The sequence below is a fragment of the Streptococcus sp. Marseille-Q5112 genome (assembly GCF_916700555.1).
GTDB lineage: Bacteria > Bacillota > Bacilli > Lactobacillales > Streptococcaceae > Streptococcus > Streptococcus symci.
On record NZ_CAKAKP010000001.1, the window covers coordinates 159,168 to 184,291 of the forward strand.

26 protein-coding genes are annotated in these 25,124 nt (G+C 40.1%); 25 read left to right on the forward strand and 1 reads right to left on the reverse strand.

Annotated features, from left to right (window positions below; genetic code table 11):
- Window positions 1-130 precede the first annotated feature (130 nt).
- The 4 genes from LG372_RS00860 to LG372_RS00875 are packed head-to-tail and all read left to right on the forward strand — an operon-like array spanning window position 131 to window position 4,103.
- Window positions 131-1,390, forward strand: a complete 1,260-nt coding sequence (locus LG372_RS00860) for a UDP-N-acetylglucosamine 1-carboxyvinyltransferase (RefSeq protein WP_225741882.1) — start codon at window positions 131-133, stop codon at window positions 1,388-1,390.
- Between the two features lie 15 nt (window positions 1,391-1,405).
- Window positions 1,406-1,957, forward strand: coding sequence for a GNAT family N-acetyltransferase (locus LG372_RS00865; protein WP_125409904.1), 552 nt, complete (start codon window positions 1,406-1,408; stop codon window positions 1,955-1,957).
- The gene (gene spxR, locus LG372_RS00870) at window positions 1,950-3,227 is read left to right on the forward strand and encodes a CBS-HotDog domain-containing transcription factor SpxR (protein ID WP_125409861.1); all 1,278 of its coding nucleotides are present in this window, start codon (window positions 1,950-1,952) and stop codon (window positions 3,225-3,227) included. The genes LG372_RS00865 and spxR overlap by 8 nt, the downstream gene beginning before the upstream one ends.
- A gap of 15 nt (window positions 3,228-3,242) precedes the next feature.
- The gene (locus LG372_RS00875; protein ID WP_000631543.1) at window positions 3,243-4,103 is read left to right on the forward strand and encodes a methionyl aminopeptidase; all 861 of its coding nucleotides are present in this window, start codon (window positions 3,243-3,245) and stop codon (window positions 4,101-4,103) included.
- A gap of 169 nt (window positions 4,104-4,272) precedes the next feature.
- On the opposite strand, the gene LG372_RS00880 is transcribed toward LG372_RS00875, so the two are convergent.
- A complete protein-coding gene (locus tag LG372_RS00880; RefSeq protein WP_000981526.1) occupies window positions 4,273-4,572 on the reverse strand; it encodes a YbaB/EbfC family nucleoid-associated protein in 300 nt (99 codons plus the stop codon).
- Between the two features lie 186 nt (window positions 4,573-4,758).
- Here LG372_RS00880 and efeO point away from each other — a divergent pair, with 186 nt between their 5' ends.
- The 21 genes from efeO (at window position 4,759) to LG372_RS00985 (ending at window position 24,943) form a co-directional block, all read left to right on the forward strand.
- Window positions 4,759-5,631, forward strand: a complete 873-nt coding sequence (gene efeO / locus LG372_RS00885; protein ID WP_049510546.1) for an iron uptake system protein EfeO — start codon at window positions 4,759-4,761, stop codon at window positions 5,629-5,631.
- A 5-nt stretch (window positions 5,632-5,636) separates the two neighbouring features.
- Window positions 5,637-6,851 carry an iron uptake transporter deferrochelatase/peroxidase subunit gene (gene efeB / locus LG372_RS00890; protein ID WP_225741883.1) on the forward strand — a complete coding sequence of 405 codons (1,215 nt, stop codon included), beginning with the start codon at window positions 5,637-5,639 and terminating at the stop codon, window positions 6,849-6,851.
- The gene (locus LG372_RS00895) at window positions 6,826-8,514 is read left to right on the forward strand and encodes an FTR1 family protein (protein WP_225741884.1); all 1,689 of its coding nucleotides are present in this window, start codon (window positions 6,826-6,828) and stop codon (window positions 8,512-8,514) included. Before efeB ends, LG372_RS00895 begins: the two co-directional genes overlap by 26 nt.
- The gene (gene tatC / locus LG372_RS00900) at window positions 8,515-9,246 is read left to right on the forward strand and encodes a twin-arginine translocase subunit TatC (RefSeq protein WP_049491768.1); all 732 of its coding nucleotides are present in this window, start codon (window positions 8,515-8,517) and stop codon (window positions 9,244-9,246) included. It begins immediately after the preceding gene.
- Window positions 9,230-9,400, forward strand: coding sequence for a twin-arginine translocase TatA/TatE family subunit (locus tag LG372_RS00905; protein ID WP_049491767.1), 171 nt, complete (start codon window positions 9,230-9,232; stop codon window positions 9,398-9,400). The genes tatC and LG372_RS00905 overlap by 17 nt, the downstream gene beginning before the upstream one ends.
- Before the next feature lie 337 nt (window positions 9,401-9,737).
- Window positions 9,738-10,445, forward strand: coding sequence for a 2-C-methyl-D-erythritol 4-phosphate cytidylyltransferase (locus tag LG372_RS00910; RefSeq protein WP_049552516.1), 708 nt, complete (start codon window positions 9,738-9,740; stop codon window positions 10,443-10,445).
- Between the two features lie 4 nt (window positions 10,446-10,449).
- The gene (locus tag LG372_RS00915) at window positions 10,450-11,472 is read left to right on the forward strand and encodes a ribitol-5-phosphate dehydrogenase (protein ID WP_049488776.1); all 1,023 of its coding nucleotides are present in this window, start codon (window positions 10,450-10,452) and stop codon (window positions 11,470-11,472) included.
- Between the two features lie 16 nt (window positions 11,473-11,488).
- Complete coding sequence (gene licA, locus LG372_RS00920; RefSeq protein WP_049491765.1) at window positions 11,489-12,358, forward strand: choline kinase LicA; 870 nt, start codon at window positions 11,489-11,491, stop codon at window positions 12,356-12,358.
- The gene (locus tag LG372_RS00925; protein WP_050973147.1) at window positions 12,348-13,226 is read left to right on the forward strand and encodes a DMT family transporter; all 879 of its coding nucleotides are present in this window, start codon (window positions 12,348-12,350) and stop codon (window positions 13,224-13,226) included. The genes licA and LG372_RS00925 overlap by 11 nt, the downstream gene beginning before the upstream one ends.
- An 11-nt stretch (window positions 13,227-13,237) precedes the next feature.
- On the forward strand, window positions 13,238-13,927 hold the full coding sequence (locus LG372_RS00930) for a sugar phosphate nucleotidyltransferase (RefSeq protein WP_000643956.1): 690 nt from the start codon (window positions 13,238-13,240) through the stop codon (window positions 13,925-13,927).
- Window positions 13,928-14,014: 87 nt separating this feature from the next.
- Window positions 14,015-14,863 carry a DNA-processing protein DprA gene (gene dprA / locus LG372_RS00935; RefSeq protein WP_225741885.1) on the forward strand — a complete coding sequence of 283 codons (849 nt, stop codon included), beginning with the start codon at window positions 14,015-14,017 and terminating at the stop codon, window positions 14,861-14,863.
- Between the two features lie 117 nt (window positions 14,864-14,980).
- Complete coding sequence (gene topA, locus LG372_RS00940) at window positions 14,981-17,068, forward strand: type I DNA topoisomerase (protein WP_061589798.1); 2,088 nt, start codon at window positions 14,981-14,983, stop codon at window positions 17,066-17,068.
- Between the two features lie 104 nt (window positions 17,069-17,172).
- Window positions 17,173-17,532: a YbaN family protein gene (locus LG372_RS00945; protein ID WP_042751275.1), complete on the forward strand. Its 360-nt coding sequence runs from the start codon at window positions 17,173-17,175 to the stop codon at window positions 17,530-17,532.
- Window positions 17,533-17,624: 92 nt separating this feature from the next.
- Window positions 17,625-18,257 (forward strand): copper homeostasis protein CutC, encoded by a 633-nt coding sequence (locus tag LG372_RS00950; RefSeq protein ID WP_225741886.1) that lies wholly within the window; start codon window positions 17,625-17,627, stop codon window positions 18,255-18,257.
- Window positions 18,258-18,299: 42 nt separating this feature from the next.
- Window positions 18,300-18,956, forward strand: coding sequence for an MmcQ/YjbR family DNA-binding protein (locus tag LG372_RS00955; RefSeq protein WP_225741887.1), 657 nt, complete (start codon window positions 18,300-18,302; stop codon window positions 18,954-18,956).
- 313 nt (window positions 18,957-19,269) lie between these two features.
- Window positions 19,270-20,832 (forward strand): 2-isopropylmalate synthase, encoded by a 1,563-nt coding sequence (locus LG372_RS00960; protein ID WP_225741888.1) that lies wholly within the window; start codon window positions 19,270-19,272, stop codon window positions 20,830-20,832.
- 11 nt (window positions 20,833-20,843) lie between these two features.
- A complete protein-coding gene (gene leuB, locus LG372_RS00965; protein ID WP_225741889.1) occupies window positions 20,844-21,881 on the forward strand; it encodes a 3-isopropylmalate dehydrogenase in 1,038 nt (345 codons plus the stop codon).
- Window positions 21,878-22,147: a DUF1294 domain-containing protein gene (locus LG372_RS00970; protein WP_225741890.1), complete on the forward strand. Its 270-nt coding sequence runs from the start codon at window positions 21,878-21,880 to the stop codon at window positions 22,145-22,147. The genes leuB and LG372_RS00970 overlap by 4 nt, the downstream gene beginning before the upstream one ends.
- Window positions 22,148-22,150: 3 nt before the next feature.
- A complete protein-coding gene (gene leuC / locus LG372_RS00975; RefSeq protein ID WP_225741891.1) occupies window positions 22,151-23,533 on the forward strand; it encodes a 3-isopropylmalate dehydratase large subunit in 1,383 nt (460 codons plus the stop codon).
- A 9-nt stretch (window positions 23,534-23,542) separates the two neighbouring features.
- The gene (leuD, locus tag LG372_RS00980) at window positions 23,543-24,136 is read left to right on the forward strand and encodes a 3-isopropylmalate dehydratase small subunit (protein ID WP_000410625.1); all 594 of its coding nucleotides are present in this window, start codon (window positions 23,543-23,545) and stop codon (window positions 24,134-24,136) included.
- Window positions 24,137-24,163: 27 nt separating this feature from the next.
- Entirely contained in the window at window positions 24,164-24,943 is a 780-nt protein-coding gene (locus tag LG372_RS00985; protein WP_084887036.1) for an L-threonylcarbamoyladenylate synthase, read from the forward strand.
- The last annotated feature ends 181 nt before the right edge of the window (window positions 24,944-25,124 follow it).

Consider the following 25,124-nt stretch of genomic DNA (forward strand, 5'->3'; position numbering starts at 1 on the left):
TAAAAAAGGCCAGTTAATACAAATACGATTCAGCTAATATAATTGAAAATGATGGAAAAAAAGGTGAAATTATGGTATACTTTAACGTAGGACCTTTTTAGAAATTTTGAAAGAGTATTAAAAATTTAAAATGAGAAAAATTGTTATCAATGGTGGCTTACCCCTGCAAGGTGAGATTACCATTAGTGGTGCTAAAAATAGCGTTGTGGCCTTAATTCCAGCTATTATTTTGGCTGATGATGTGGTGACTTTGGATTGTGTGCCAGATATTTCCGATGTTGCTAGTCTTGTCGAAATCATGGAGTTAATGGGGGCTACCGTTAAGCGTTATGATGATGTGTTAGAGATTGATCCAAGAGGTGTTCAAAATATTCCAATGCCTTATGGGAAAATCAATAGTCTTCGTGCATCTTATTATTTTTATGGAAGTCTTTTAGGTCGCTTTGGTGAAGCTACTGTTGGTTTACCTGGTGGATGTGATTTGGGACCTCGCCCTATTGACTTGCACCTTAAGGCTTTTGAAGCTATGGGAGCAACTGTTAGCTACGAGGGAGATAACATGAAGTTATCTGCCAAAGATACAGGACTTCACGGCGCAAGTATCTACATGGATACGGTCAGTGTGGGTGCGACGATTAATACGATGATTGCTGCGGTTAAAGCAAATGGTCGTACTATTATTGAAAATGCAGCCCGTGAACCTGAGATTATTGACGTTGCTACTCTCTTGAATAATATGGGTTCCCATATCCGTGGTGCTGGAACCAATATCATCATTATTGATGGTGTTGAAAGATTACACGGAACCCGTCATCAGGTGATTCCAGACCGTATTGAAGCAGGAACATATATTTCTTTAGCTGCTGCAGTCGGTAAGGGAATTCGTATTAATAATGTTCTTTATGAACACTTAGAAGGATTCATCGCTAAGTTGGAAGAAATGGGAGTGAGAATGACTGTATCGGAGGACAGTATTTTTGTCGAAGAACAGTCTAATTTGAAAGCAATCAATATTAAGACAGCTCCTTACCCAGGCTTTGCTACTGACTTGCAACAACCAATTACTCCTCTCTTGTTAACAGCAGAGGGTCGTGGTACCATTATTGATACCATTTATGAAAAACGAGTAAACCATGTTTTTGAACTAGCAAAGATGGACGCAGATATTGCGACTACAAACGACCATATTTTATATACTGGTGGCCGTAGTTTACGTGGTGCAAATGTAAAAGCTACTGATCTTAGAGCTGGGGCAGCACTTGTCATTGCTGGTTTGATGGCTGAAGGTAAAACTGAAATTACAAATATTGAGTTCATCTTACGTGGATATTCAGATATTATTGAAAAATTACGTAATCTAGGAGCGGATATTACACTTGTTGAAGAATAAACCGTAGAGGTGTTTATGAATATTTGGACCAAATTAGCAATGTTTTCTATCATTGAAACGGATCGCTTGTATTTGCGTCCTTTCTTTTTTAGTGATAGTAAGGACTTCCATGAGATAGCTTCAAATCCTGAGAATTTACAATTTATTTTTCCAAGTCAAGCTAGTCTGGAAGAGAGTCAATATGCACTGGCCAATTATTTTATGAAGGCTCCTTTAGGAGTATGGGCTATTTGTGACAAGAAAACTGAAAAAATGATTGGTTCAATTAAGTTTGAAAAGCTAGATGAAATTAAAAAAGAAGCAGAACTTGGTTATTTTTTGAGAAAAGATGCTTGGTCCCAAGGCTTTATGACAGAGGTTGTTAGAAAACTTTGCCAACTTTCTTTTGAAGAATTTGGTTTAAAACAATTATCCATCATAACCCATCTCGAAAACGAAGCTAGCCAAAAGGTTGCTCTTAAGGCTGGATTTAGTTTGTTCCGTCAGTTTAAGGGAAGTGATCGCTATACAAGAAAAATGCGAGATTATCTTGAGTTTCGCTTTGTAAAGGGAGAATTTAATGAGTAAACATCAAGAAATTCTAAGCTATTTGGAAGAATTACCTGTTGGTAAAAGAGTCAGTGTTCGTAGTATTTCCAATCATCTAGGAGTCAGTGATGGAACGGCCTACCGCGCTATCAAGGAAGCTGAAAACCGTGGAATTGTAGAGACTCGCCCAAGAAGTGGTACTATCCGTGTTAAATCTCAGAAAGTTGCTATAGAGAGATTAACTTTTGCTGAAATTGCTGAAGTGACTTCTTCTGAGGTTCTGGCTGGTCAAGAAGGTTTAGAGAGAGAATTTAGCAAGTTCTCAATCGGTGCCATGACTGAACAAAATATCCTGTCCTACCTTCATGATGGGGGACTCTTGATTGTCGGAGACCGGACTCGTATTCAATTATTAGCGCTGGAAAATGAAAATGCCGTTCTTGTGACAGGTGGATTTCAGGTTCATGATGATGTGATTAAACTGGCTAATCAAAAAGGAATTCCTGTTTTAAGAAGCAAACATGACACTTTTACCGTTGCGACCATGATCAATAAAGCCTTGTCAAATGTTCAAATCAAAACAGATATTTTGACAGTTGAGAAACTGTACCGTCCGAGTCATGAGTATGGTTTTTTGAGAGAGACTGACAGTGTTAAAGATTATTTGGACTTGGTACGTAAGAATCGTAGCAGTCGTTTCCCTGTTATTAATCAACATCAGGTTGTTGTTGGGGTTGTTACTATGAGAGATGCTGGTGATAAGTCACCAAGTACAACAATTGATAAGGTCATGTCTCGTAGTCTATTTTTAGTTGGATTATCTACAAATATTGCCAATGTGAGTCAACGGATGATTGCTGAAGATTTTGAAATGGTACCGGTTGTTCGTAATAATCAAACCTTGCTTGGGGTTGTAACCAGACGAGATGTCATGGAGAAGATGAGTCGTTCCCAAGTTTCGGCTCTACCAACTTTTTCTGAGCAGATTGGTCAAAAACTTTCTTATCACCATGATGAAGTAGTGATTACAGTGGAACCCTTTATGCTAGAGAAGAACGGTGTTTTGGCTAATGGAGTATTGGCAGAAATTCTGACCCATATGACTCAAGATTTGGTTGTTAATAGTGGTCGCAATCTCATTATCGAGCAGATGCTAATCTACTTTTTGCAGGCTGTTCAGATAGATGATATATTGCGCATTCAAGCACGCATTATCCATCATACGAGACGGTCAGCTATTATTGATTACGATATTTATCATGGGCATCAGATTGTTTCAAAAGCAAATGTAACCGTTAAAATTAATTAGAAACTAGGAGAAAAAATGATAACATTAAAATCAGCTCGTGAAATTGAAGCTATGGATAAGGCCGGTGATTTTCTAGCAAGTATTCATATCGGCTTGCGTGATTTGATTAAGCCTGGAGTAGATATGTGGGAAGTTGAAGAATACGTTCGCCGTCGTTGTAAGGAAGAAAATTTCCTTCCACTTCAGATTGGGGTTGACGGTGCCATGATGGACTATCCTTATGCTACTTGTTGCTCTCTTAACGATGAAGTAGCTCACGCTTTCCCTCGTCACTATATCTTGAAAGATGGTGATTTGCTCAAGGTTGATATGGTTTTGGGAGGTCCTATTGCTAAATCTGACCTGAATGTCTCAAAACTAAACTTCAACAATGTGGAGCAAATGAAAAAATACACCCAGAGCTACTCTGGTGGCCTAGCAGACTCATGTTGGGCTTATGCTGTTGGTACGCCGTCCGAAGAAGTGAAAAACTTGATGGATGTAACCAAAGAAGCTATGTACAAGGGAATCGAGCAAGCTGTTGTTGGAAATCGTATTGGTGATATTGGTGCAGCTATTCAAGAATACGCTGAAAGTCGTGGTTACGGTGTAGTACGTGATTTGGTTGGTCATGGTGTTGGTCCAACCATGCACGAAGAACCAATGGTTCCTAACTATGGTATTGCTGGTCGTGGGCTTCGTCTCCGTGAAGGAATGGTATTGACCATTGAACCAATGATCAATACAGGTGACTGGGAAATTGATACAGATATGAAAACTGGCTGGGCGCATAAGACCATTGACGGTGGTTTATCTTGTCAATATGAACACCAATTCGTGATTACTAAAGATGGACCAGTTATCTTGACTAGTCAAGGTGAAGAAGGAACTTATTAATAAAAAGTGAAAAGACTACTGGAAGTTTATTTTGAAAAATTCAGTAGATCTTTTCATATAAAATAAACGCATTGTATTGATGTTTTCAGGCTTTTGAAGACAACAAAATAGGCTCCATAATATCTGTAGGAGACTTATCTACAGATATTATGGAGCTTTTTTCTTATGCTCAGAATGGCAATTTCCCAGCGAAAGCACCCAGTTTTTTCTTGGTAGTTTCATCGATTTGTTCAAGAGCAGAGTTGATTGCTTGAACGGTCATATCAGAAAGAGTTTCAAGGTCTTCTGGGTCAACGACAGCTGGATTGAAGTCAATGCTGACAACTTTCTTATCTCCAGTTAAGGTCGCTTGGACAAGGTCTTGAGCAGATTTGCCAACAAATTGCATAGCCGCAAGTTCGGCTTGACTTTGTTCCATTTGTTTTTGAAGTTTTTGTGCTTGGCGCATCATGTTTTGCATGTTCATCATAGTGTTTTATAGTTTCCTTTTACAATTATTTTCCTTCCTATTTTATCAATTTTGAGGTTAAAAGTCTATTATTAGTATAAATTACTCAACATTAAATTGTCTGAAAATTTATTGAAAAATGAGTGAAAACATAGTATAATGAAACGTAAAATTAATTCAGGTTTCCTGAAGCAATAGGAGTAAACAATGAAAAAACTAGGTTTTGTCCTTTTATCTTCAGCCTTGCTATTGACAGCTTGTGCTAATAATCAATCTAAGCCAAGTAACACAAGTGATTCGTCCAAGGTGACAGCCTTGTCTGAAGATAAGCAGAAAATGCTTGATAAGGCCACTGCTGAATATAAGACTTTTGTGCAAGAGCAAATCGATAAACTGTTGACAGATACGGAAGGCTTTGTCAAACTTTTGAAAGAAGGTAAGTTAGAAGAAGCTAAGAAGGTTTATCCACTGATTCGTATGTCTTATGAGCGTTCAGAACCGATTGCTGAAAGTTTTGGTGAGTCAGATGTCAAGATTGACTTCCGTTTGGCAGACTACATGGACGAAAACAAGACAGAGGAAGGTTGGTCAGGTTTCCACCGTATCGAGCGTATCCTTTGGGAAGACAATACAACTAAAGGAACTGAAAGCTACGGTGATCAGTTGGTAAATGATATCAAGGAATTGAAAGCCAAGATTGCAACTGTGGATGTGGACTACAAGGTCATGTTGACTGGAGCAGTTGACTTGCTTAACGAAGTGGCAACAAGTAAGATTACAGGTGAAGAGGAAATTTATTCTCACACAGACTTGTATGACTTCCGTGCCAATATTGAGGGAGCTGAGAAGATTTTCCAACTCTTTAAACCTTTGCTTGAAAAATCAGACGCTAACCTAGTTAAAGAATTGGAAGCAGATTTCAAATCTGTTAATAGCTTGTTGGACAAACACATGACCGACAAGGAACACTACAAACTTTATACAGATTTGACAAAAGAAGATACCAAAGAATTGTCAGAAGCTGTGACAAAACTTGGTGAACCTCTATCACAAATGGGTAAATTTCTTAGTGGAGAGTAAGAGTCATGACTGAAAAAGACGAAAAGTTTTTTGAGAAGAAAATGGACCGTCGAGAATTTCTAAAAAAAGCAGGGATTGGAGGGGCTGGTTTAGCGCTAGGACTCTCTGGTGCTTCTGCTTTTTTCGCACCTAAGCTAGGAAGTCAGGAAAAAATCTCGTACGGAAATGAAAAAATTGCTTTTTATGGCAAGCATCAAGCTGGGATTAGTACGCCCATGCAAAAGAATATCTATTTTGTTGTCTTGGACTTGCACACGACGGATAGAGATAAGATTATCCAACTATTCAAGGATTGGACAGATTATAGTGCCAAGTTAGTTGAGGGAGAGCTGGTCAAAAAAGATGGCCAGAATGCTCTCTTGCCTCCGAGCGATACTGGTGAGACAGTCGGGCTCAATCCTCATCGTCTGACGCTGACTTTTGGTGTGTCTGCCAGTTTCTTGAAAAAGATGAACTTAGAAAGCAAGCGTCCTCAAGTGTTCAGGGATTTACCGCCTTTTCCTAAAGAGCAATTACGTGAAAAATATACTGGTGGAGATATTGTGATTCAGGCTTGTGCAGATGATGAGCAAGTTGCCTTTCATGCTATTCGCAACCTCATCCGTAAGGGAAGAAATGCAGTGACCCTTCGTTGGAGTCAGTCTGGTTTTGCAGCTATCGGCGATCGAATGGAGACTCCGCGTAACCTCTTTGGTTTTAAAGATGGGACAGCAAATCCAACCAAGGAGCAAGACTTTGACCGCGTCATCTGGGCTGATAGTAAGGACTGGATGGAAAATGGTTCTTATATGGCAGTTCGTCGGATTCAGATGTTTTTAGAGACCTGGGACCGCACTAGTCTTGAAGAACAAGAAAATACCTTTGGTCGTTACAAGGAAAGTGGTGCCCCCTTTGGTAAGAAAAATGAGTTTGATGAAGTGGATTTGAGTCTTTTACCAGATGATTCGCATGTTCGTTTGGCCAAAGAAGTGGATAAGCCCCTTTTACGTCGTTCTTATTCTTACTCTGATGGAATTGATGAAAAGACTGGCCAGTTTGATACGGGCTTGCTCTTCATTTCTTTCCAGAAAGATCCTGATAATTTTGTCAAGGTTCAAACCAATCTAGGTGCTACAGATAAGATGAATGAATATATCACTCACATCGGTAGTGGCCTATTTGCTTGCTTTGGTGGTGTGGAGAAAGGAGGCTACATTGGACAAAAATTACTGGAAGGCTAAAAGCTGGTTCTTGGTTTTAGCTTTGTCATTTTTAATTCTGTCTCCAGTAGGTGCCCAAGAGAGTCTGAGTTCTTACTTTGTGAAAATCACAGATGCGTCCAAAGCGGTTAAAAATGGCAATCAGTCTGAAGCACAGAAACTCGTTGCAGAGATGGCATCAGATTTCGAAAGAGTAGAAAATAAGGATTCTGAGGCTGGTAAAGTCGTTAAGGAAAAGTTAGCTCAATCAGGAGAGATTACTGAAGACAAACTCACCGAAATTTCTGCAGCCCTATTAGCCTTTGAAAAAGAACAAAATCCTGTTGACTTAGATGCGGAAAAGGCAAAATTGGTAAATCGTCTAAGTCCTCGTTTTGAAGCCTTGGAACAAGCCATTGCCTCCAAAGATTCGGAAAAGGTTCGAGAGGCCTTTAAGAAAATGAATTCCACTTGGACTATCAATGAAAGTGTGGTTCGTGACAATAGTACGGCCCATTATGGACGTGTTGAAACAGCTATTTCTTTCTTACGTAGTAGTATGGAAACCGAGCCTACGGATTTTAACTCAATCCAGACTTCCTTCGAGGACTTAAAAAAGGCTATTGATGATTTTGTAACTGGAAAAGAAGTCGCAGAAGCATCTTCTAGTTTGACTCTTAAAGACGGTATTGCCCTTTTGAAGAAGGCTTTGGAACAATTCCAAGCTGGTGATCAAGCATCAGGAGAAGCTAGTATGAAGGAATTCATCACTATCTGGCCAACGATTGAAGGTTCTGTCAGCACGACCAATCCTTCCCTCTATACTAGAGTGGAGAGTGAAAGCCCTGTGATTATGGTCAAGGGAAGTGAGAAGGAATATCAAGAAAAATTAGAAAAACTGATTGCAGATTTATCACAAATTGATACCAGCGCACGTTACAATGCCTTTGATGCCATGCTGATTCTTCTAAGAGAAGGTGTAGAGGCTCTCTTAATCGTTATGGCCTTGGTAACAACCTTGAAAGCAGCCAAGATGCGAAAAGGGCTCAAGTGGGTTTATGGTGGTGCTATCACAGGAATCATGGCCAGTCTTCTTATTGCTTTTATTCTGCAAATTGCCTTTCCAGCAGTAACATCAGGCTCCAATCGTGAAATAATAGAAGGAGCAGTGGGGATTTTTGCGGTAGCTATGATGATTGTGATTGGAATCTGGCTTCACAACAAATCCTCGGTCAAAAAATGGAATACCTTTATGGAGTCACAAATGGAAACAGTGACTAAGACAGGCTCCTTTGTTTCCATGTTTGCCCTCAGTTTTCTAGCTGTTTTCCGTGAGGGAGCAGAAACCATTCTTTTTTATGTTGGGATTTTACCAAGAATTTCTAGCTTTGAATTTGTCTTGGGAATCTCACTTGCCTTGCTGGTTCTGCTAATTATTGCCGTTGTGATGAACAAGGCCAGTCAATTCTTCCTGCCACATAAGGTCTTCTTTATCCTGACTTGGATGATTTATGCCCTAGCCTTCAAGATGCTGGGAGTTAGTGTCCATGCTCTTCAGTTGACCAATATGGCTCCTAACCACTTGCTGACAGGATTTCCAACAATCGACCTTCTTGGAATTTATCCAAGTTGGGAAGGCTTGGTCAGTCAGCTAATCTTTGTTGTTATCGTTTTGATTGTCACTTTCAGACAGGGTGAAAAATAGATGGATAGAAAAGAATTGACAATCGTTGAACATCTGGTAGAATTTAGAAAGAGATTATTGGCAGTGGTCATTTGTTTCTTTTTGGTTTTCTGTGTTTCTCTGCTTTTTGCAGACCAGATTTACCAGTATGTAACCCAATCTTTTCAGCAAAAGTTGATTGTTTTAGGGCCAAATGATATTTTATGGATTTACATACGTTTGGCTAGTCTGATGGCCTTTACCATTACCCTACCTTATACAGTTTATCATATTTGGTCTTTCATCAAACCTGGTTTAAGAAAGGAAGAAGCTAGAGCAATTTTTGCCTATATTCCAGCTAGTTTCCTTTGTTTTCTAGTTGGACTGGCTTTTGGTTTTTACTTTGTAACACCAGCCTTACTTCAGGTTTTATTAGGGCTAGGAGAAGGACTATTTGAAACACAGTTAACAGCTCAAAATTATCTGTCCTTTGTTTTTCAAACGACTTTGCCCTTGGCTCTGATTTTTGAATTGCCAGTTATCATTGCCTTTTTGACGTCAATTGGACTCATTGGACCAGAATTATTGATTGCTTATCGCCGATATGCTTATTTTATTTTATTGGTACTCGCAGTCATCTTGACACCAGCTGACTTTGTCAGCGATTTGGCAATGACTGCCCCCTTGATTTTACTCTATGAATTAAGTATTTCCATCAGCAAACACATTATGAAACGCAAGCAGAAAGGAGAGAGAAATGGGAATCTTACGTGATATCGGAGCACCAGGATTGATTATTATCGTTTTAGGAGCTCTCATGATCTTCGGACCAAAGCGATTGCCTGAACTAGGAGAGTCAATCGGTAAAATGCTGTCTGAATTTAAAAAAGCAGTTAAAGGAACTGAAAATCAAGATAAGGAAGAGTAAGACTGGTGAGTTTTACTAAAAAATAAAAAGTTAGGAAGTGTGTCTCTATCGGACAATTTATTATTTCCTAGCTTTTTCTTGTATTAAGAAAATATAAATTTAAGCTTTCTTTAAGAAAACTATATTATTCTGAAGAACTCTAAAATTTCACAGCCATTTATTAGTAATGACTATTGAATTCCTAGTCACTACTAGAAATGGACTAGTTTCTTTGAATAATGGAACTGCTTAATCCTCCTATTCTAGAACGGGATGACTAGTATTTCTTTTATGATAGGACTAGATTGTGGTATAATAGAGAGAATAAGTTTTTTTAGTAAGACAAAGGAGAAAATAGATGATTTATGCAGGAATTCTTGCCGGTGGAACTGGCACACGTATGGGAATCAGTAATTTGCCAAAACAATTTTTAGAGCTAGGTGATCGACCTATCTTGGTTCATACAATTGAAAAATTTGTCTTGGAACCAAGTATTGAAAAAATTGTGGTTGGGGTTCATGGAGACTGGGTTTCCCATGCAGAGGATCTTGTAGATAAATATCTACCTCTTCATAAAGATCGTATCATCATTACAAAAGGTGGTGCTGACCGTAATACGAGTATTGAGAAAATCATTGAAGCCATTGATGCTTATCGTCCGCTTACTCCAGAGGACATCGTTGTTACCCACGATTCTGTTCGTCCATTCATTACGCTTCGCATGATTCAGGACAATATCCAACTTGCTCAAAATCATGACGCAGTGGACACAGTGGTAGAAGCGGTTGATACTATCGTTGAAAGTACTAACGGTCAATTTATTACAGATATTCCAAATCGTGCTCACCTCTATCAAGGACAAACGCCTCAAACATTCCGTTGCAAGGACTTCATGGATCTTTACGGTTCTCTCTCTGCCGAAGAGAAAGAAATCTTAACAGATGCATGTAAAATCTTTGTAATCAAAGGAAAAGATGTAGCCTTGGCTAAGGGTGAATATTCAAATCTGAAAATTACTACAGTAACAGATTTGAAGATTGCAAAAAGCATGATTGAGGAAGAGTAATAAAATGATTAATCAAATTTACCAACTAACAAAGCCTAAGTTTATCAATGTCAAATATCAGGAAGAGGCTATTGACCAAGAGAATCATATCCTCATCCGCCCTAATTATATGGCGGTCTGTCATGCGGATCAGCGTTACTACCAAGGAAAACGTGATCCGAAGATTTTGAATAAAAAACTTCCAATGGCAATGATTCACGAGTCATGTGGAACCGTTATTTCTGACCCGACAGGAACCTACGAGGTTGGTCAAAAAGTTGTCATGATTCCCAATCAGCCTCCTATGCAGAGTGATGAAGAATTCTATGAAAACTACATGATAGGGACTCATTTCTTGTCTAGTGGCTTTGATGGCTTTATGAGAGAATTTGTTTCTCTCCCTAAAGATCGTGTGGTGCCTTATGATGCTATCGAAGATACGGTTGCAGCCATTACAGAGTTTGTCAGTGTCGGTATGCATGCTATGAATCGCTTATTGACACTTGCTCATAGCAAGCGGGACCGAATCGCCGTCATCGGAGATGGAAGTTTAGCTTTTGTGGTTGCCAATATTATCAACTATACTCTACCAGAAGCAGAGATTGTGGTTATTGGTCGTCATTGGGAAAAGTTGGAACTCTTCTCTTTTGCCAAGGAATGCTATATTACTGATAATATTCCTGAAGATTTGGCCTTTGACCATGCTTTTGAGTGTTGTGGTGGTGATGGTACTGGACCAGCTATTAATGACTTGATTCGCTACATTCGTCCTCAGGGAACGATTCTCATGATGGGAGTTAGTGAGTATAAAGTCAATCTCAATACACGCGATGCCTTAGAAAAAGGTTTGCTCTTGGTTGGTTCCTCTCGTTCTGGTCGCATCGATTTTGAAAATGCAATCCAAATGATGGAAGTCAAGAAATTTGCCAATCGTCTTAAAAATATCCTTTATCTAGAAGAACCTGTAAGAGAAATTAAAGATATTCACCGTGTCTTTGCGACCGATTTAAACACAGCCTTTAAAACAGTGTTTAAGTGGGAAGTATAGGTGCTGGAGGTTAATTGTGGAGAAAATCATTAAAGAAAAAATTTCTTCCTTACTTAGTCAAGAAGAGGAAGTCCTCAGTGTTGAACAACTGGGGGGAATGACCAATCAAAACTATTTGGCCAAAACAACAAATAAGCAGTACATCGTTAAGTTCTTTGGTAAAGGGACTGAAAAGCTGATCAATCGTCAAGATGAAAAGTACAATCTTGAACTACTTAAAGATTTAGACCTAGATGTCAAAAATTATCTTTTTGATATTGAAGCTGGTATCAAAGTAAATGAGTATATTGAATCTGCGATTACGCTTGATTCAACGTCAATCAAGACCAAATTTGATAAAATTGCTCCAATATTACAAACTATTCATGCTTCTGGCAAGGAATTAAGAGGAGAATTTGCTCCGTTTGAAGAAATCAAAAAATACGAATCCTTGATTGAAGAGAAAATCCCTTATGCCAATTATGAAGCAGTTAGAGAAGAAGTCTTCTCTTTAGAGAAAAGACTGGCTGACTTAGGTGTTGACAGAAAATCTTGTCATATCGATTTGGTGCCTGAAAACTTTATCGAATCACCTCAAGGACGACTTTATCTGATTGACTGGGAATATTCATCAATGAATGATCCAATGTGGGATTTGGCTGCCCTCTTTTTAGAATCTGAATTCACTCCCCAAGAGGAAGAAGCTTTCTTATCTCACTATGAGAGTGACCAAACACCTGTCTCTCGTGAAAAGATTGCTATTTATAAAATTTTACAAGATACCATTTGGAGTCTATGGACAGTCTATAAGGAAGAGCAAGGCGCAGATTTTGGTGATTATGGTGTGAATCGTTATCAAAGAGCTGTTAAAGGTCTAGCTTATTATGGAGGTTCTGATGAAAAATAAAAATGGAGTTTCTTTTGGTCTACTCTCAGGTATTTTCTGGGGGTTAGGTCTAACGATCAGTGCTTATATCTTTTCGATTTTTACAGATTTGTCACCCTTTGTGGTAGCCGCTGCTCATGATTTCTTGAGTATCTTTATCTTACTAGCTTTTCTCTTGGTAAAAGAAGGAAAAGTTCGTCTCTCAATTTTCTTAAATATTCGCAATGTTAGTGTTATCATCGGAGCCTTACTAGCAGGCCCTATCGGTATGCAGGCCAATCTTTATGCAGTTAAGTATATCGGAAGTTCTTTAGCTTCATCTGTATCAGCTATTTACCCTGCGATTTCAGTTTTATTGGCTTTCTTCTTCTTGAAGCACAAGATTTCGAAAAATACTGTGTTTGGGATTATCTTGATTATTGCAGGGATTATTGCCCAGACCTATAAGGTTGAACAGGTCAATTCCTTCTATATTGGGATTCTCTGTGCTTTAGTTTGTGCTATTGCATGGGGAAGTGAGAGTGTTCTCAGCTCCTTTGCTATGGAAAGTGAATTAAGTGAAATCGAAGCACTCTTAATCCGTCAAGTGACTTCATTCTTGTCCTATCTTGTGATTGTACTCTTCTCTCATCAATCATTTTCAGAAGTGGCCAATGGCCAATTGCTAGGTCTTATGATTGTCTTTGCAGCCTTTGATATGATTTCCTACTTGGCTTATTATATCGCTATCAATCGCTTACAACCAGCCAAAGCTACAGGCTTGAACGTGAGCTATGTAGTCTGGACTGTCTTGTTTGCAGTTATTTTCTTGGGTGCACCACTAGATATGCTGACAATTATTACGTCACTTGTCGTCATTGCTGGAGTTTATATTATTATTAAAGAATAAAGGAGATTCGTGTGAAAGCCATCATCTTAGCAGCGGGATTGGGAACTCGCTTGCGTCCTATGACTGAAAATACCCCTAAAGCCTTGGTTCAGGTTAATCAAAAACCTTTGATTGAATACCAAATTGAGTTTTTAAAAGAAAAAGGTATCCATGATATCATCATCATTGTTGGTTACCTTAAAGAACAATTTGATTACTTAAAAGAAAAATATGGTGTTCGCCTCGTTTTCAATGATAAATACGCTGACTACAATAACTTTTACTCTCTCTATCTTGTAAAAGAAGAATTAGCTAACAGTTACGTTATCGATGCCGATAATTATCTCTTTAAAAATATGTTCCGCAATGATTTGACACGTTCGACTTATTTTAGTGTTTATCGTGAAGATTGTACCAACGAATGGTTCTTGGTCTATGGGGATGACTACAAAGTTCAAGACATTATTGTTGATAGCAAAGCTGGTCGCATTCTTAGTGGGGTATCCTTCTGGGATGCTCCAACAGCAGCAAAAATTGTTAGCTTTATCGATAAGGCCTATGCAAGTGGTGAATTTGTTGACCTCTACTGGGACAATATGGTTAAGGATAATATCAAAGAGCTAGATGTCTATGTTGAAGAATTAGAAGGCAATAGCATCTATGAGATCGATAGTGTCCAAGACTATCATAAATTAGAAGAAATTCTTAAAAACGAAAATTAAAGATTCCAACATCTGGCTAAAATAGTCGGATGTTTTTTTGATTTTTTACGAATAAATAGATGAGTAGAAAAAGAAATGGAGATATTTATGAAAATCACAAACTATGAAATCTATAAGTTAAAAAAATCAGGTTTGACCAATCAACAGATTTTGAACGTTCTAGAATACGGTGAAAATGTCGATCAAGAACTGTTGTTGGGTGATATTGCAGAAATATCAGGTTGCCGAAATCCAGCTGTTTTTATGGAACGTTATTTTCAGATAAACGATGCGCATTTGGAGAAGGAGTTTCAAAAATTTCCATCTTTCTCTATTTTAGATGACTGTTATCCTTGGGATTTGAGTGAAATATATGATGCACCTGTGCTTTTATTTTACAAGGGAAATCTGGATCTCTTGAAATTTCCTAAGGTAGCAGTCGTAGGAAGTCGTGCTTGTAGCAAACAGGGAGCTAAGTCAGTTGAAAAAGTCATTCAGGGCTTGGAAAATGAACTGGTTATCGTCAGTGGACTAGCCAAGGGCATTGACACAGCAGCTCATATGGCAGCTCTTCAGAATGGCGGAAAAACCATTGCAGTGATCGGAACAGGACTAGATGTGTTTTATCCTAAAGCCAATAAACGCTTGCAAGACTACATCGGCATTGACCATCTGGTTCTCAGTGAATATGGACCTGGTGAACAACCTCTAAAATTTCATTTTCCTGCCCGTAATCGCATCATTGCTGGACTTTGCCGTGGTGTGATTGTAGCAGAGGCTAAGATGCGCTCAGGTAGTCTCATTACCTGTGAGAGGGCAATGGAAGAAGGGCGCGATGTCTTTGCTATACCTGGTAGCATTTTAGATGGACTATCTGATGGATGTCATCATTTGATTCAAGAAGGAGCAAAATTGGTCACCAGTGGGCAAGATGTTCTTGCGGAATTTGAATTTTAAGACGAAATTTTGCTTTTTAAACCAACTTTTCTTCTATATATAGGAGCTAAGTCTTGACAGTTATGGCAAAATGGTTTACACTTTATAAAGTTTATTACTTTGAAAAGGTGTGATACTGTGGCTACGGCAACAAAAAAGAAAAAATCAACAGTTAAAAAAAATCTAGTAATCGTGGAGTCGCCTGCTAAGGCCAAGACGATTGAAAAATATCTCGGCAGAAACTACAAGGTTTTAGCCAGCGTCGGCCATATCCGTGATTTGAAGAAATCTAGTATGTCCGTCGATATTGAAAATAATTATGAACCGCAATATATCAATATCCGAGGAAAAGGTCCTCTTATCAATGACTTGAAAAAAGAAGCTAAAAAAGCTAATAAAGTCTTTCTGGCGAGTGACCCGGACCGTGAAGGAGAAGCGATTTCTTGGCATTTGGCTCATATTCTCAACTTGGATGAAAATGATGCCAACCGTGTGGTCTTCAATGAAATCACCAAGGATGCAGTCAAAAATGCTTTTAAAGAACCGCGCAAGATTGATATGGACTTGGTAGATGCCCAACAAGCTCGTCGTGTTTTGGACCGCTTGGTAGGCTATTCGATTTCGCCTATTTTGTGGAAAAAGGTCAAGAAGGGTTTGTCAGCAGGGCGCGTACAGTCCATTGCCCTTAAACTCATCATTGACCGTGAAAATGAAATCAATGCTTTCCAGCCAGAAGAATACTGGACAATTGATGGTGTTTTTAAAAAGGGAACCAAGCAATTTCAAGCTTCCTTCTATGGAGTGGATGGCAAAAAGCTGAAATTGACTAGCAATGATGAGGTCAAGGAAGTCTTATCTCGTCTGACTGGTAAAGATTTTTCAGTGGATCAGGTGGATAAGAAAGAGCGCAAACGCAATGCTCCATTACCCTATACCACTTCATCTATGCAGATGGATGCTGCCAATAAAATCAATTTCCGTACTCGAAAAACCATGATGGTTGCCCAACAGCTCTATGAAGGAATTAATATCGGTTCTGGTGTTCAAGGTTTGATTACCTATATGCGTACCGATTCGACTCGTATCAGTCCTGTAGCGCAGAATGAAGCAGCAAGTTTCATCACGGACCGTTTTGGTAGCAAGTATTCTAAGCATGGTAGCAAGGTCAAAAATGCTTCAGGAGCTCAGGATGCCCACGAGGCTATTCGTCCGTCTAGTGTCTTTAATACACCTGAAAGCATCGCTAAGTATCTGGACAAGGACCAGCTCAAGCTCTATACCCTTATCTGGAATCGTTTTGTGGCTAGCCAGATGACAGCTGCTGTTTTTGATACCATGGCTGTTAAATTGTCTCAAAATGGAGTTCAATTTGCTGCAAATGGTAGTCAGGTTAAGTTTGATGGTTATCTTGCCATTTATAATGATTCTGACAAGAATAAGATGTTACCAGATATGGCTGTGGGAGATGTGGTCAAACAGGTCAATAGCAAACCAGAGCAACATTTCACCCAACCACCTGCCCGTTATTCTGAAGCGACCCTTATCAAGACCTTGGAGGAAAATGGAGTTGGACGTCCGTCAACCTACGCGCCAACCATTGAAACCATTCAGAAACGTTATTATGTTCGCCTTGCATCCAAACGTTTTGAACCGACAGAGTTGGGGGAAATTGTCAACAAGCTCATCGTTGAATATTTCCCAGATATCGTAAACGTAACCTTTACAGCTGAAATGGAAGGCAAGCTGGATGATGTCGAAGTCGGAAAAGAGCAGTGGCAACGTGTTATAGACTCCTTTTACAAACCATTCTCTAAAGAAGTGGCCAAGGCTGAAGAAGAAATGGAAAAAATCCAGATCAAGGATGAACCAGCTGGATTTGATTGTGAAGTGTGTGGCAGTCCAATGGTTATTAAACTTGGTCGTTTTGGTAAGTTCTACGCTTGTAGCAATTTCCCAGATTGCCGTCATACCCAAGCAATCGTGAAAGAGATTGGTGTTGAGTGTCCAAGTTGTCATCAGGGACAAATCATTGAGCGTAAAACCAAACGTAACCGCCTCTTCTATGGTTGCAATCGCTATCCAGACTGTGAATTTACCTCTTGGGACAAGCCTGTTGGTCGTGACTGTCCAAAATGTGGCAACTTCCTCATGGAGAAAAAAGTCCGTGGTGGTGGCAAGCAGGTTGTATGTAGTAATGGCGACTACGAAGAAGAAAAGATTAAATAAGAGGAGAGTCCTGAAAGTGAATTTCAGGCTCTTTTGGTTAGAACTTGACAAAATTCAACATTGTATGCGAAACTAGAAGAAGATTATTTTAACTAGGAGAAGTTATGCGTATTATTTATCTGATAATTGGTTTTTTATCACTGGTCTTGGCTATTGTTGGGGTTGTTTTACCCTTGTTGCCTACAACGCCTTTTCTTTTGTTGTCTATTGCTTGTTTCTCAAGAAGTTCCAAGCGCTTCGAAGATTGGCTTTATCATACCAAGCTCTATCAAGCATATGTAGCTGATTTTCGCGAGACCAAGTCCATTGCGCGTGAACGAAAGAAAAAAATCATCGTATCTATCTACATCTTGATGGGAATTTCCATTTATTTTGCCCCTCTTTTACCAGTAAAAATCGGTCTGGGAGCTTTGACCATCTTTATCACCTATTATCTCTTCAAGGTCATTCCAGACAAAGAATAGTTAAAATAGTAGTTATTTGCCTTGATAAAATTGAAAGCATATTTACAATAATATGATATAATAAATTCAAAGTAATAATCAAGGAGAATCAAATGATCTACGAATTTTGTGCTGAAAATGTGACCTTGCTTGAAAAAGCGATGCAGGCTGGAGCTCGTCGAATCGAACTCTGTGACAATCTAGCAGTTGGTGGGACAACTCCCAGCTATGGAGTGACCAAGGCAGCGGTTGAATTGGCAGCTAACTACGATACGACCATCATGACCATGATTCGTCCACGTGGTGGCGACTTTGTCTATAATGACCTAGAAATTGATATCATGTTAGAAGACATTCGGTTGACCGCTCAGGCTGGAAGTCAAGGGGTTGTATTTGGGGTTTTAACTGCTGATAAGAAGTTGGATAAGCCTAATCTTGAGAAGTTAATAGCTGCATCAAAAGGAATGGAAATTGTCTTTCACATGGCCTTTGATGAATTGAGCGAAGAAGACCAGTTAGAAGCTATTGACTGGCTCAGCCAAGCTGGTGTCACTCGTATCCTGACTCGCGCTGGTGTGTCTGGAGATTCGCTAGAGAAACGCTTTTCTCACTATCACAGAATTTTAGAGCATGCTAAAGGTAAAATTGAAATTCTACCAGGTGGGGGAATTGACCTTGACAACCGTCAAACCTTTATCGATCAGCTAGGTGTGACACAATTGCATGGAACCAAGGTTGTCTTTTAAAAAATAGAAAGGAACTGCTGCTTAGGGTAGCAGTTTTCACTTATGTTTGAAATTTTTAAATCCTATCAATTTAATAAAGAAAAGGCTCATGTTTATGGTTTTGTAGAAAATAGGGGAGTTTGGACCTATAGTTGCCAGATTTTGCAAGGTGACTTTGTCATGACTGTATCCATCACTACTGATAATGTGAGTTTTCAGGTCTTTGATCAGGAAACAGGTGACCTCTATCCTCAAGTCCATATGGAAAGCATGAGAGGAAGTTTTGTCGGAAATGTCCGTGAGGCTTGTTTGGAGATTCTTTACCAAATTCGGAAGGCTTGTTTTGATGCACAAGATTTTATCTGTCCTCAGACTAAGCGTATCATGGTTCAGGTTCAGGAAAAGTATGGAAATCAGTTGGAATATCTATGGGAGAAATCTCCTGATACGGCAGTATTACGTCATGAAGGCAATCAAAAGTGGTATTCCGTTTTGATGAAAATCTCTTGGGAGAAGCTGGAAAAGGGCAGAGAAGGACAGGTGGAAGCAGTCAACCTCAAGCATGACCAAGTAGCTGATTTGCTTTCACACAAGGGCATTTATCCAGCTTTTCATATGAATAAACGTTACTGGATTAGTGTGGCGCTTGATGATACTTTATCGGATGAAGAAGTGTTAGAATTGATAGAAAAAAGTTGGAACTTAACCACTAAAAAATGAAATATTTCAAGATTTTTCAAGAACTTTCAATTAGCAAAATATTCTCTACTGAAGAAATTTTCAGAAAATATTGGATTTTTTCTTGACAAGTACTTTTACCTATGCTAAAATACTAAACAAGATATCAAACGAAGGAGAAAGTCAAACATGAAAACAGCTAAGTTTAATCAATTCGCTTTGTTGTTGAGGTACTCGGGCTAGTGCAAAAAGCATTAGTCCTGTTTGGCTTACCAAGCGGGAGTGAATCAACATCTCGCTTGGACTTCTGAGCGAGATGTTTTTTTAAAACCACATTTGGAAAAGGGGAAATCTTATGAGAACAGTTGAATTTCTAGATACCAGCCTTCGGGATGGAGAACAGACACCTGGTGTTAATTTTTCAATCAAGGAAAAAATTGCCATTGCAAGACAGCTGGAGAAATGGGGTATTTCAGCAATTGAAGCTGGTTTTCCAGCGGCTAGTCCAGACTCATTTACGGCAGTTCAGGAGATTGCTAAGGCCTTGAAGAAAACAGCGGTAACTGGTTTGGCACGCTCTGTCAAGTCTGATATTGATGCTTGTTACGAGGCACTCAAGGACGCAAAGTATCCACAGGTTCATGTCTTTATCGCTACCAGTCCGATTCACCGAAAGTATAAGCTCAATAAGAGCAAGGAAGAGATTTTGAAAGCAATCAGTGAGCATGTCTCTTATGCCCGTTCTAAGTTTGAAGTGGTCGAATTCTCGCCAGAAGATGCGACTAGAACAGAGTTGGATTTCCTCTTGCAAGTTGTTCAAACAGCGGTTGATGCAGGTGCGTCTTATATCAATATCCCTGATACGGTAGGATTTACCACACCAGAGGAATACGGTGCTATCTTCAAATACTTGATTGAGAATGTCAAGACAGATCGTCAGATTATCTATTCGCCTCACTGTCATGATGACCTCGGAATGGCAGTGGCTAATAGCCTTGCTGCTGTTAAGAATGGGGCAGGACGGGTCGAAGGAACCATCAATGGTATCGGGGAGAGAGCTGGTAATGCTGCTTTGGAAGAAATAGCAGTGGCTCTCAATATTCGCCAAGATTACTATCAAGCAGAAACTAGTATTGTTTTAAATGAAACCATCAATACGTCAGAAATGGTTTCTCGCTTCTCTGGTATTCCAGTTCCTAAAAACAAGGCTGTGGTTGGTGGTAATGCCTTTTCTCACGAATCTGGTATTCACCAAGACGGAGTCCTTAAAAATCCTCTTACCTATGAAATCATCACTCCTGAATTGGTAGGTGTCAAGAGTAATAGCCTTCCGCTTGGAAAATTATCTGGACGTCATGCTTTTGTTGAGAAACTGAGAGAATTGGCCCTAGATTTTACAGAAGAGGATATCAAACCACTCTTTGCTAAGTTCAAGGCGCTGGCTGATAAAAAGCAAGAAATCACAGATGCAGATATTCGTGCTCTGGTAGCTGGAACCATGGTTGAAAACCCTGAAGGATTCCACTTTGATGATTTACAACTTCAAACTCATGCAGATAATGACATTGAAGCGCTCGTTAGCCTAGCCAATATGGATGGTGAGAAGGTCGAATTTAATGCGACGGGGCAAGGTTCCGTTGAAGCAATCTTTAACGCTATCGATAAGTTCTTTAACCAATCCGTCCGCTTGGTATCCTATACTATTGACGCTGTGACAGATGGAATTGATGCCCAAGCTCGGGTTTTGGTCACTGTTGAAAATAGAGATACAGAAACCATCTTTAATGCAGCAGGGCTTGATTTCGATGTACTGAAAGCATCTGCTATTGCCTATATCAATGCTAATACCTTTGTTCAAAAAGAGAATGCTGGTGAGATGGGACGCAGTGTTTCCTATCGTGATATGCCTAGTGTGTAAAGGAGAAGGCTATGACAAAGAAAATAGTAGCTCTAGCAGGGGACGGAATTGGCCCAGAAATCATGGAGGCTGGTTTAGAAGTTCTGGAAGCTCTAGCTGAAAAAACAGGTTTTGACTATGAGATTGATAGACGACCTTTTGGAGGTGCAGGTATAGATGCTGCAGGGCATCCCTTACCTGGTGAAACTCTCAAGGTATGTCGTGAAGCAGATGCCATTCTCCTAGCAGCTATCGGTAGTCCTCAGTATGATGGAGCAGCGGTTCGGCCTGAACAAGGCCTGCTGGCTCTCCGTAAGGAACTAAATCTCTATGCTAATATTCGCCCTGTTAAGATTTTTGAGAGTCTCAAGCATTTGTCACCACTAAAACCAGAACGAATTGCTGGTGTAGATTTTGTCGTTGTGCGGGAGTTGACAGGCGGGATTTACTTTGGGGATCATATCCTTGAAGAGCGGAAAGCGCGTGATATCAACGACTACAGCTATGAAGAAGTAGAGCGGATTATTCGCAAAGCCTTTGAAATCTCAAGAAGTCGGAGAAAAATCGTTACTAGTATCGATAAGCAAAATGTTCTAGCGACTTCAAAACTCTGGCGGAAAGTAGCTGAGGAAGTCGTGCAGGATTTCCCAGATGTAAGCTTGGAGCACCAGCTGGTGGACTCAGCTGCCATGCTCATGATTACCAATCCTGCTAAGTTTGATGTCATCGTGACAGAAAATCTGTTCGGAGATATTTTATCTGATGAATCAAGCGTCCTATCTGGTACACTTGGGGTCATGCCATCAGCCAGTCATTCTGAAAATGGACCAAGTCTTTATGAACCTATTCACGGTTCAGCGCCTGATATTGCAGGTCAAGGAATTGCCAATCCTATTTCCATGATTTTATCAGTTGCCATGATGTTGAGAGATAGTTTCGGACGTTATGAGGATGCAGAGCGTATCGAGCGTGCTGTTGAGGCAAGTTTAGCAGCTGGAATTTTAACGAGAGATATAGGAGGACAGGCTTCGACCAAGGAAATGACGGAAGCTATTATTGCAAGGTTATGAAGTTAGACGAAAAAATTACTCTAGTCCTTTTGATTTGGAATGTCATTGTTTTCTTGATTTATGGTATTGACAAATCCAAGGCGAGGAGAAGAGCTTGGCGCATTCCTGAGAAAATCTTACTTATTTTAGCCTTTACTTGTGGCGGTTTTGGGGCCTGGTTAGCAGGAATCATCTTTCATCACAAGACTCGAAAATGGTATTTTAAAACAGTTTGGTTTCTCGGGATGGTATTCACACTAGTAGCCTTATATGTTATTTGGAGGTAATGGATGGCAGGAAAATCGATTTTTGATAAATTATGGGACCGCCATGTCATCACAGGAGAAGAGGGGCAGCCGCAACTCATGTATGTGGATCAGCACTATATTCATGAAGTGACCAGTCCTCAGGCTTTTCAAGGATTACGAGATGCAGGGCGTAGATTGAGACGACCAGACTTGACATTTGGAACTTTTGACCACAATGTCCCGACGGTCAATATCTACGATATTCGAGATGTAATTTCTAAAGCACAAATTGATAAGCTAGCTGAAAATGTTGAGGAATTTGGGATTGAACATGCGGCCCACGGTTCTGAAAAACAAGGAATTGTTCACATGGTTGGACCAGAAACTGGACGGACTCAACCAGGAAAATTCATCGTCTGTGGAGATAGTCACACAGCAACTCACGGTGCTTTCGGAGCAATCGCTTTTGGAATTGGGACCAGTGAGGTTGAGCATGTCTTCGCTACCCAGACCCTCTGGCAGGTTAAACCTAAGAAAATGCTGGTGGAATTCACTGGAGTTCCTCAAAAAGGAGTTTATTCCAAGGATTTTATTCTCGCCTTGATTGCTAAATACGGCGTTGCTTGCGGTGTAGGCTACGTGGTGGAATATAGGGGTCAGGCTATTGATGCACTGAGCATGGAAGAGCGAATGACCATCTGCAATATGTCCATCGAGTTTGGTTCTAAGATGGGAATCATGAATCCGGACCAAACCACCTATGATTATCTTAAGGGACGTGAGTGTGTCCCAGAGGACTTTGAAGAGGCTGTGGCGGATTGGAAAACAATTGTCAGTGATGATGATGCTGTTTATGATAAGGTTATCCAGATGGATGTTTCAGACTTGGCTCCTATGGTGACCTGGGGAACCAACCCTGCTATGGGGGTTGACTTTGACAGTAGCTTCCCAGAAATCAAAGATATGAATGATGAACGAGCCTACAATTATATGGGTTTGGAACCAGGTCAAAAGCCAGCGGATATTGAACTAGGATATATCTTTATCGGCTCTTGTACAAATGCTCGTCTCAGCGACTTGCAACTGGCTGCGCGATTTGTCAAAGGGAAGAGAATAGCCCCCAACTTAACGGCTATCGTAGTCCCGGGTTCTCGTCCTGTGAAACGAGCTGCTGAGAAGTTGGGCTTGGACAAGGTTTTCCTAGATGCTGGCTTTGAGTGGAGAAACCCAGGTTGCTCTATGTGCCTAGGGATGAATCCTGACAAGGTTCCAGATGGTGTTCACTGTGCCTCAACCAGCAATCGCAACTTTGAAGACAGACAAGGCTTTGGTGCTAAGACCCATCTCTGCAGTCCAGCCATGGCAGCAGCGGCAGCTATTGCAGGGCGATTCGTAGATGTTCGGCAAATGCCAGAAGCCCAGTAAGGAGAGGATATGGAGAAATTCACAGTTTATACAGGAACGACCGTTCCTCTTATGAATGATAACATTGATACTGACCAAATCCTTCCCAAGCAGTTTCTCAAGTTAATAGATAAGAAAGGCTTTGGTAAGTACCTCATGTATGCTTGGCGTTATCTGGACGACAAGTATACTGAGGATCCTGACTTTGTCTTTAACCGGCCTGAATATCGCAAAGCCAGTATTCTCATTTCAGGGGATAACTTTGGGGCGGGGTCTTCGAGGGAACACGCAGCTTGGGCTCTAGCGGACTATGGTTTCAAGGTCGTGATTGCAGGGTCTTTTGGGGATATTCATTACAATAATGAACTCAATAATGGCATGTTGCCTATTGTACAGCCCAGAGAGGTTCGAGAGAAACTAGCTCAGCTACAACCAAGTGACCAGGTAACTGTGGACTTGGAACAACAAAAAATCATCTCACCAGTTGGAGAATTCACTTTTGAAATCGATAGTGAATGGAAACACAAACTCTTAAATGGTTTGGATGATATCGGAATTACCTTGCAGTATGAAGATTTGATTGCTGCTTATGAAAAACAACGACCAGCCTACTGGCAGGATTAGAAGAAAAATAGAAAAGGAAATAGAACTATGACAAAACACATTCAATGGAACGGAACACTTTCACAAGAAGGCTATGACATTTTAAAAGGTGAGGGAGGGTGCATTGTTTGCCCTACAAAAGTCGGTTATATCATCATGACTAGCGATAAGGCAGGACTTGAACGCAAGTTTGAAGCCAAAGAGCGTAACCGTAACAAACCAGGTGTTGTTCTCTGTGGTAGCATGGATGAGCTTCGCGCTTTAGCACAACTCAACCCAGAAATTGAAGCCTTCTACCAAAAACATTGGGACGAAGATATTCTTCTTGGTTGTATCCTTCCTTGGAAACCAGAAGCCTTTGAGAAATTGAAAGCTTATGGGGATGGCCGTGAAGAGCTGATGACTGATGTGCGTGGTACTAGCTGTTTCGTTATCAAGTTTGGGAAAGCTGGTGAACAATTGGCTGCCAAACTTTGGGAAGAAGGCAAGATGGTCTATGCCTCATCTGCAAACCCATCTGGAAAAGGAAACCGTGGTAAAGTAGAAGGTATCGGAGAACGCATCGAAAGGGCAGTTGACCTTGTTATCGAGGCAGACGACTATGTGGCATCTATCCAGCCTGACAAAACGATTGAAACTCGCTACGAGCAAGGTGTGATGGTCTCTATGGTTGATAAATACGGTAAACTCATCCCAGAACAAGGAGGAGCACGTTCAACTTCACCAGCTCCAGTTGTAATCCGCAAAGGGCTTGACATTGATAAGATTATGATGCACCTGTCAGACACCTTTAACTCATGGGACTATCGTCAGGGTGAGTATTATTAAGATAAAAAAGAAGTCTAGTGTTATGAGGGAATACCCCACTCTACACTAGGCTTTTTGTTTGGAAATTCTTTTCTTTTTTTAATAGATATGATATTCTAGGATTGGACTGTGGTTAGAAGATAATTTAGCAAAAGTCAAATGAATTATCAATAAATATTGTGTTTTGAAATGGAAAAATTTT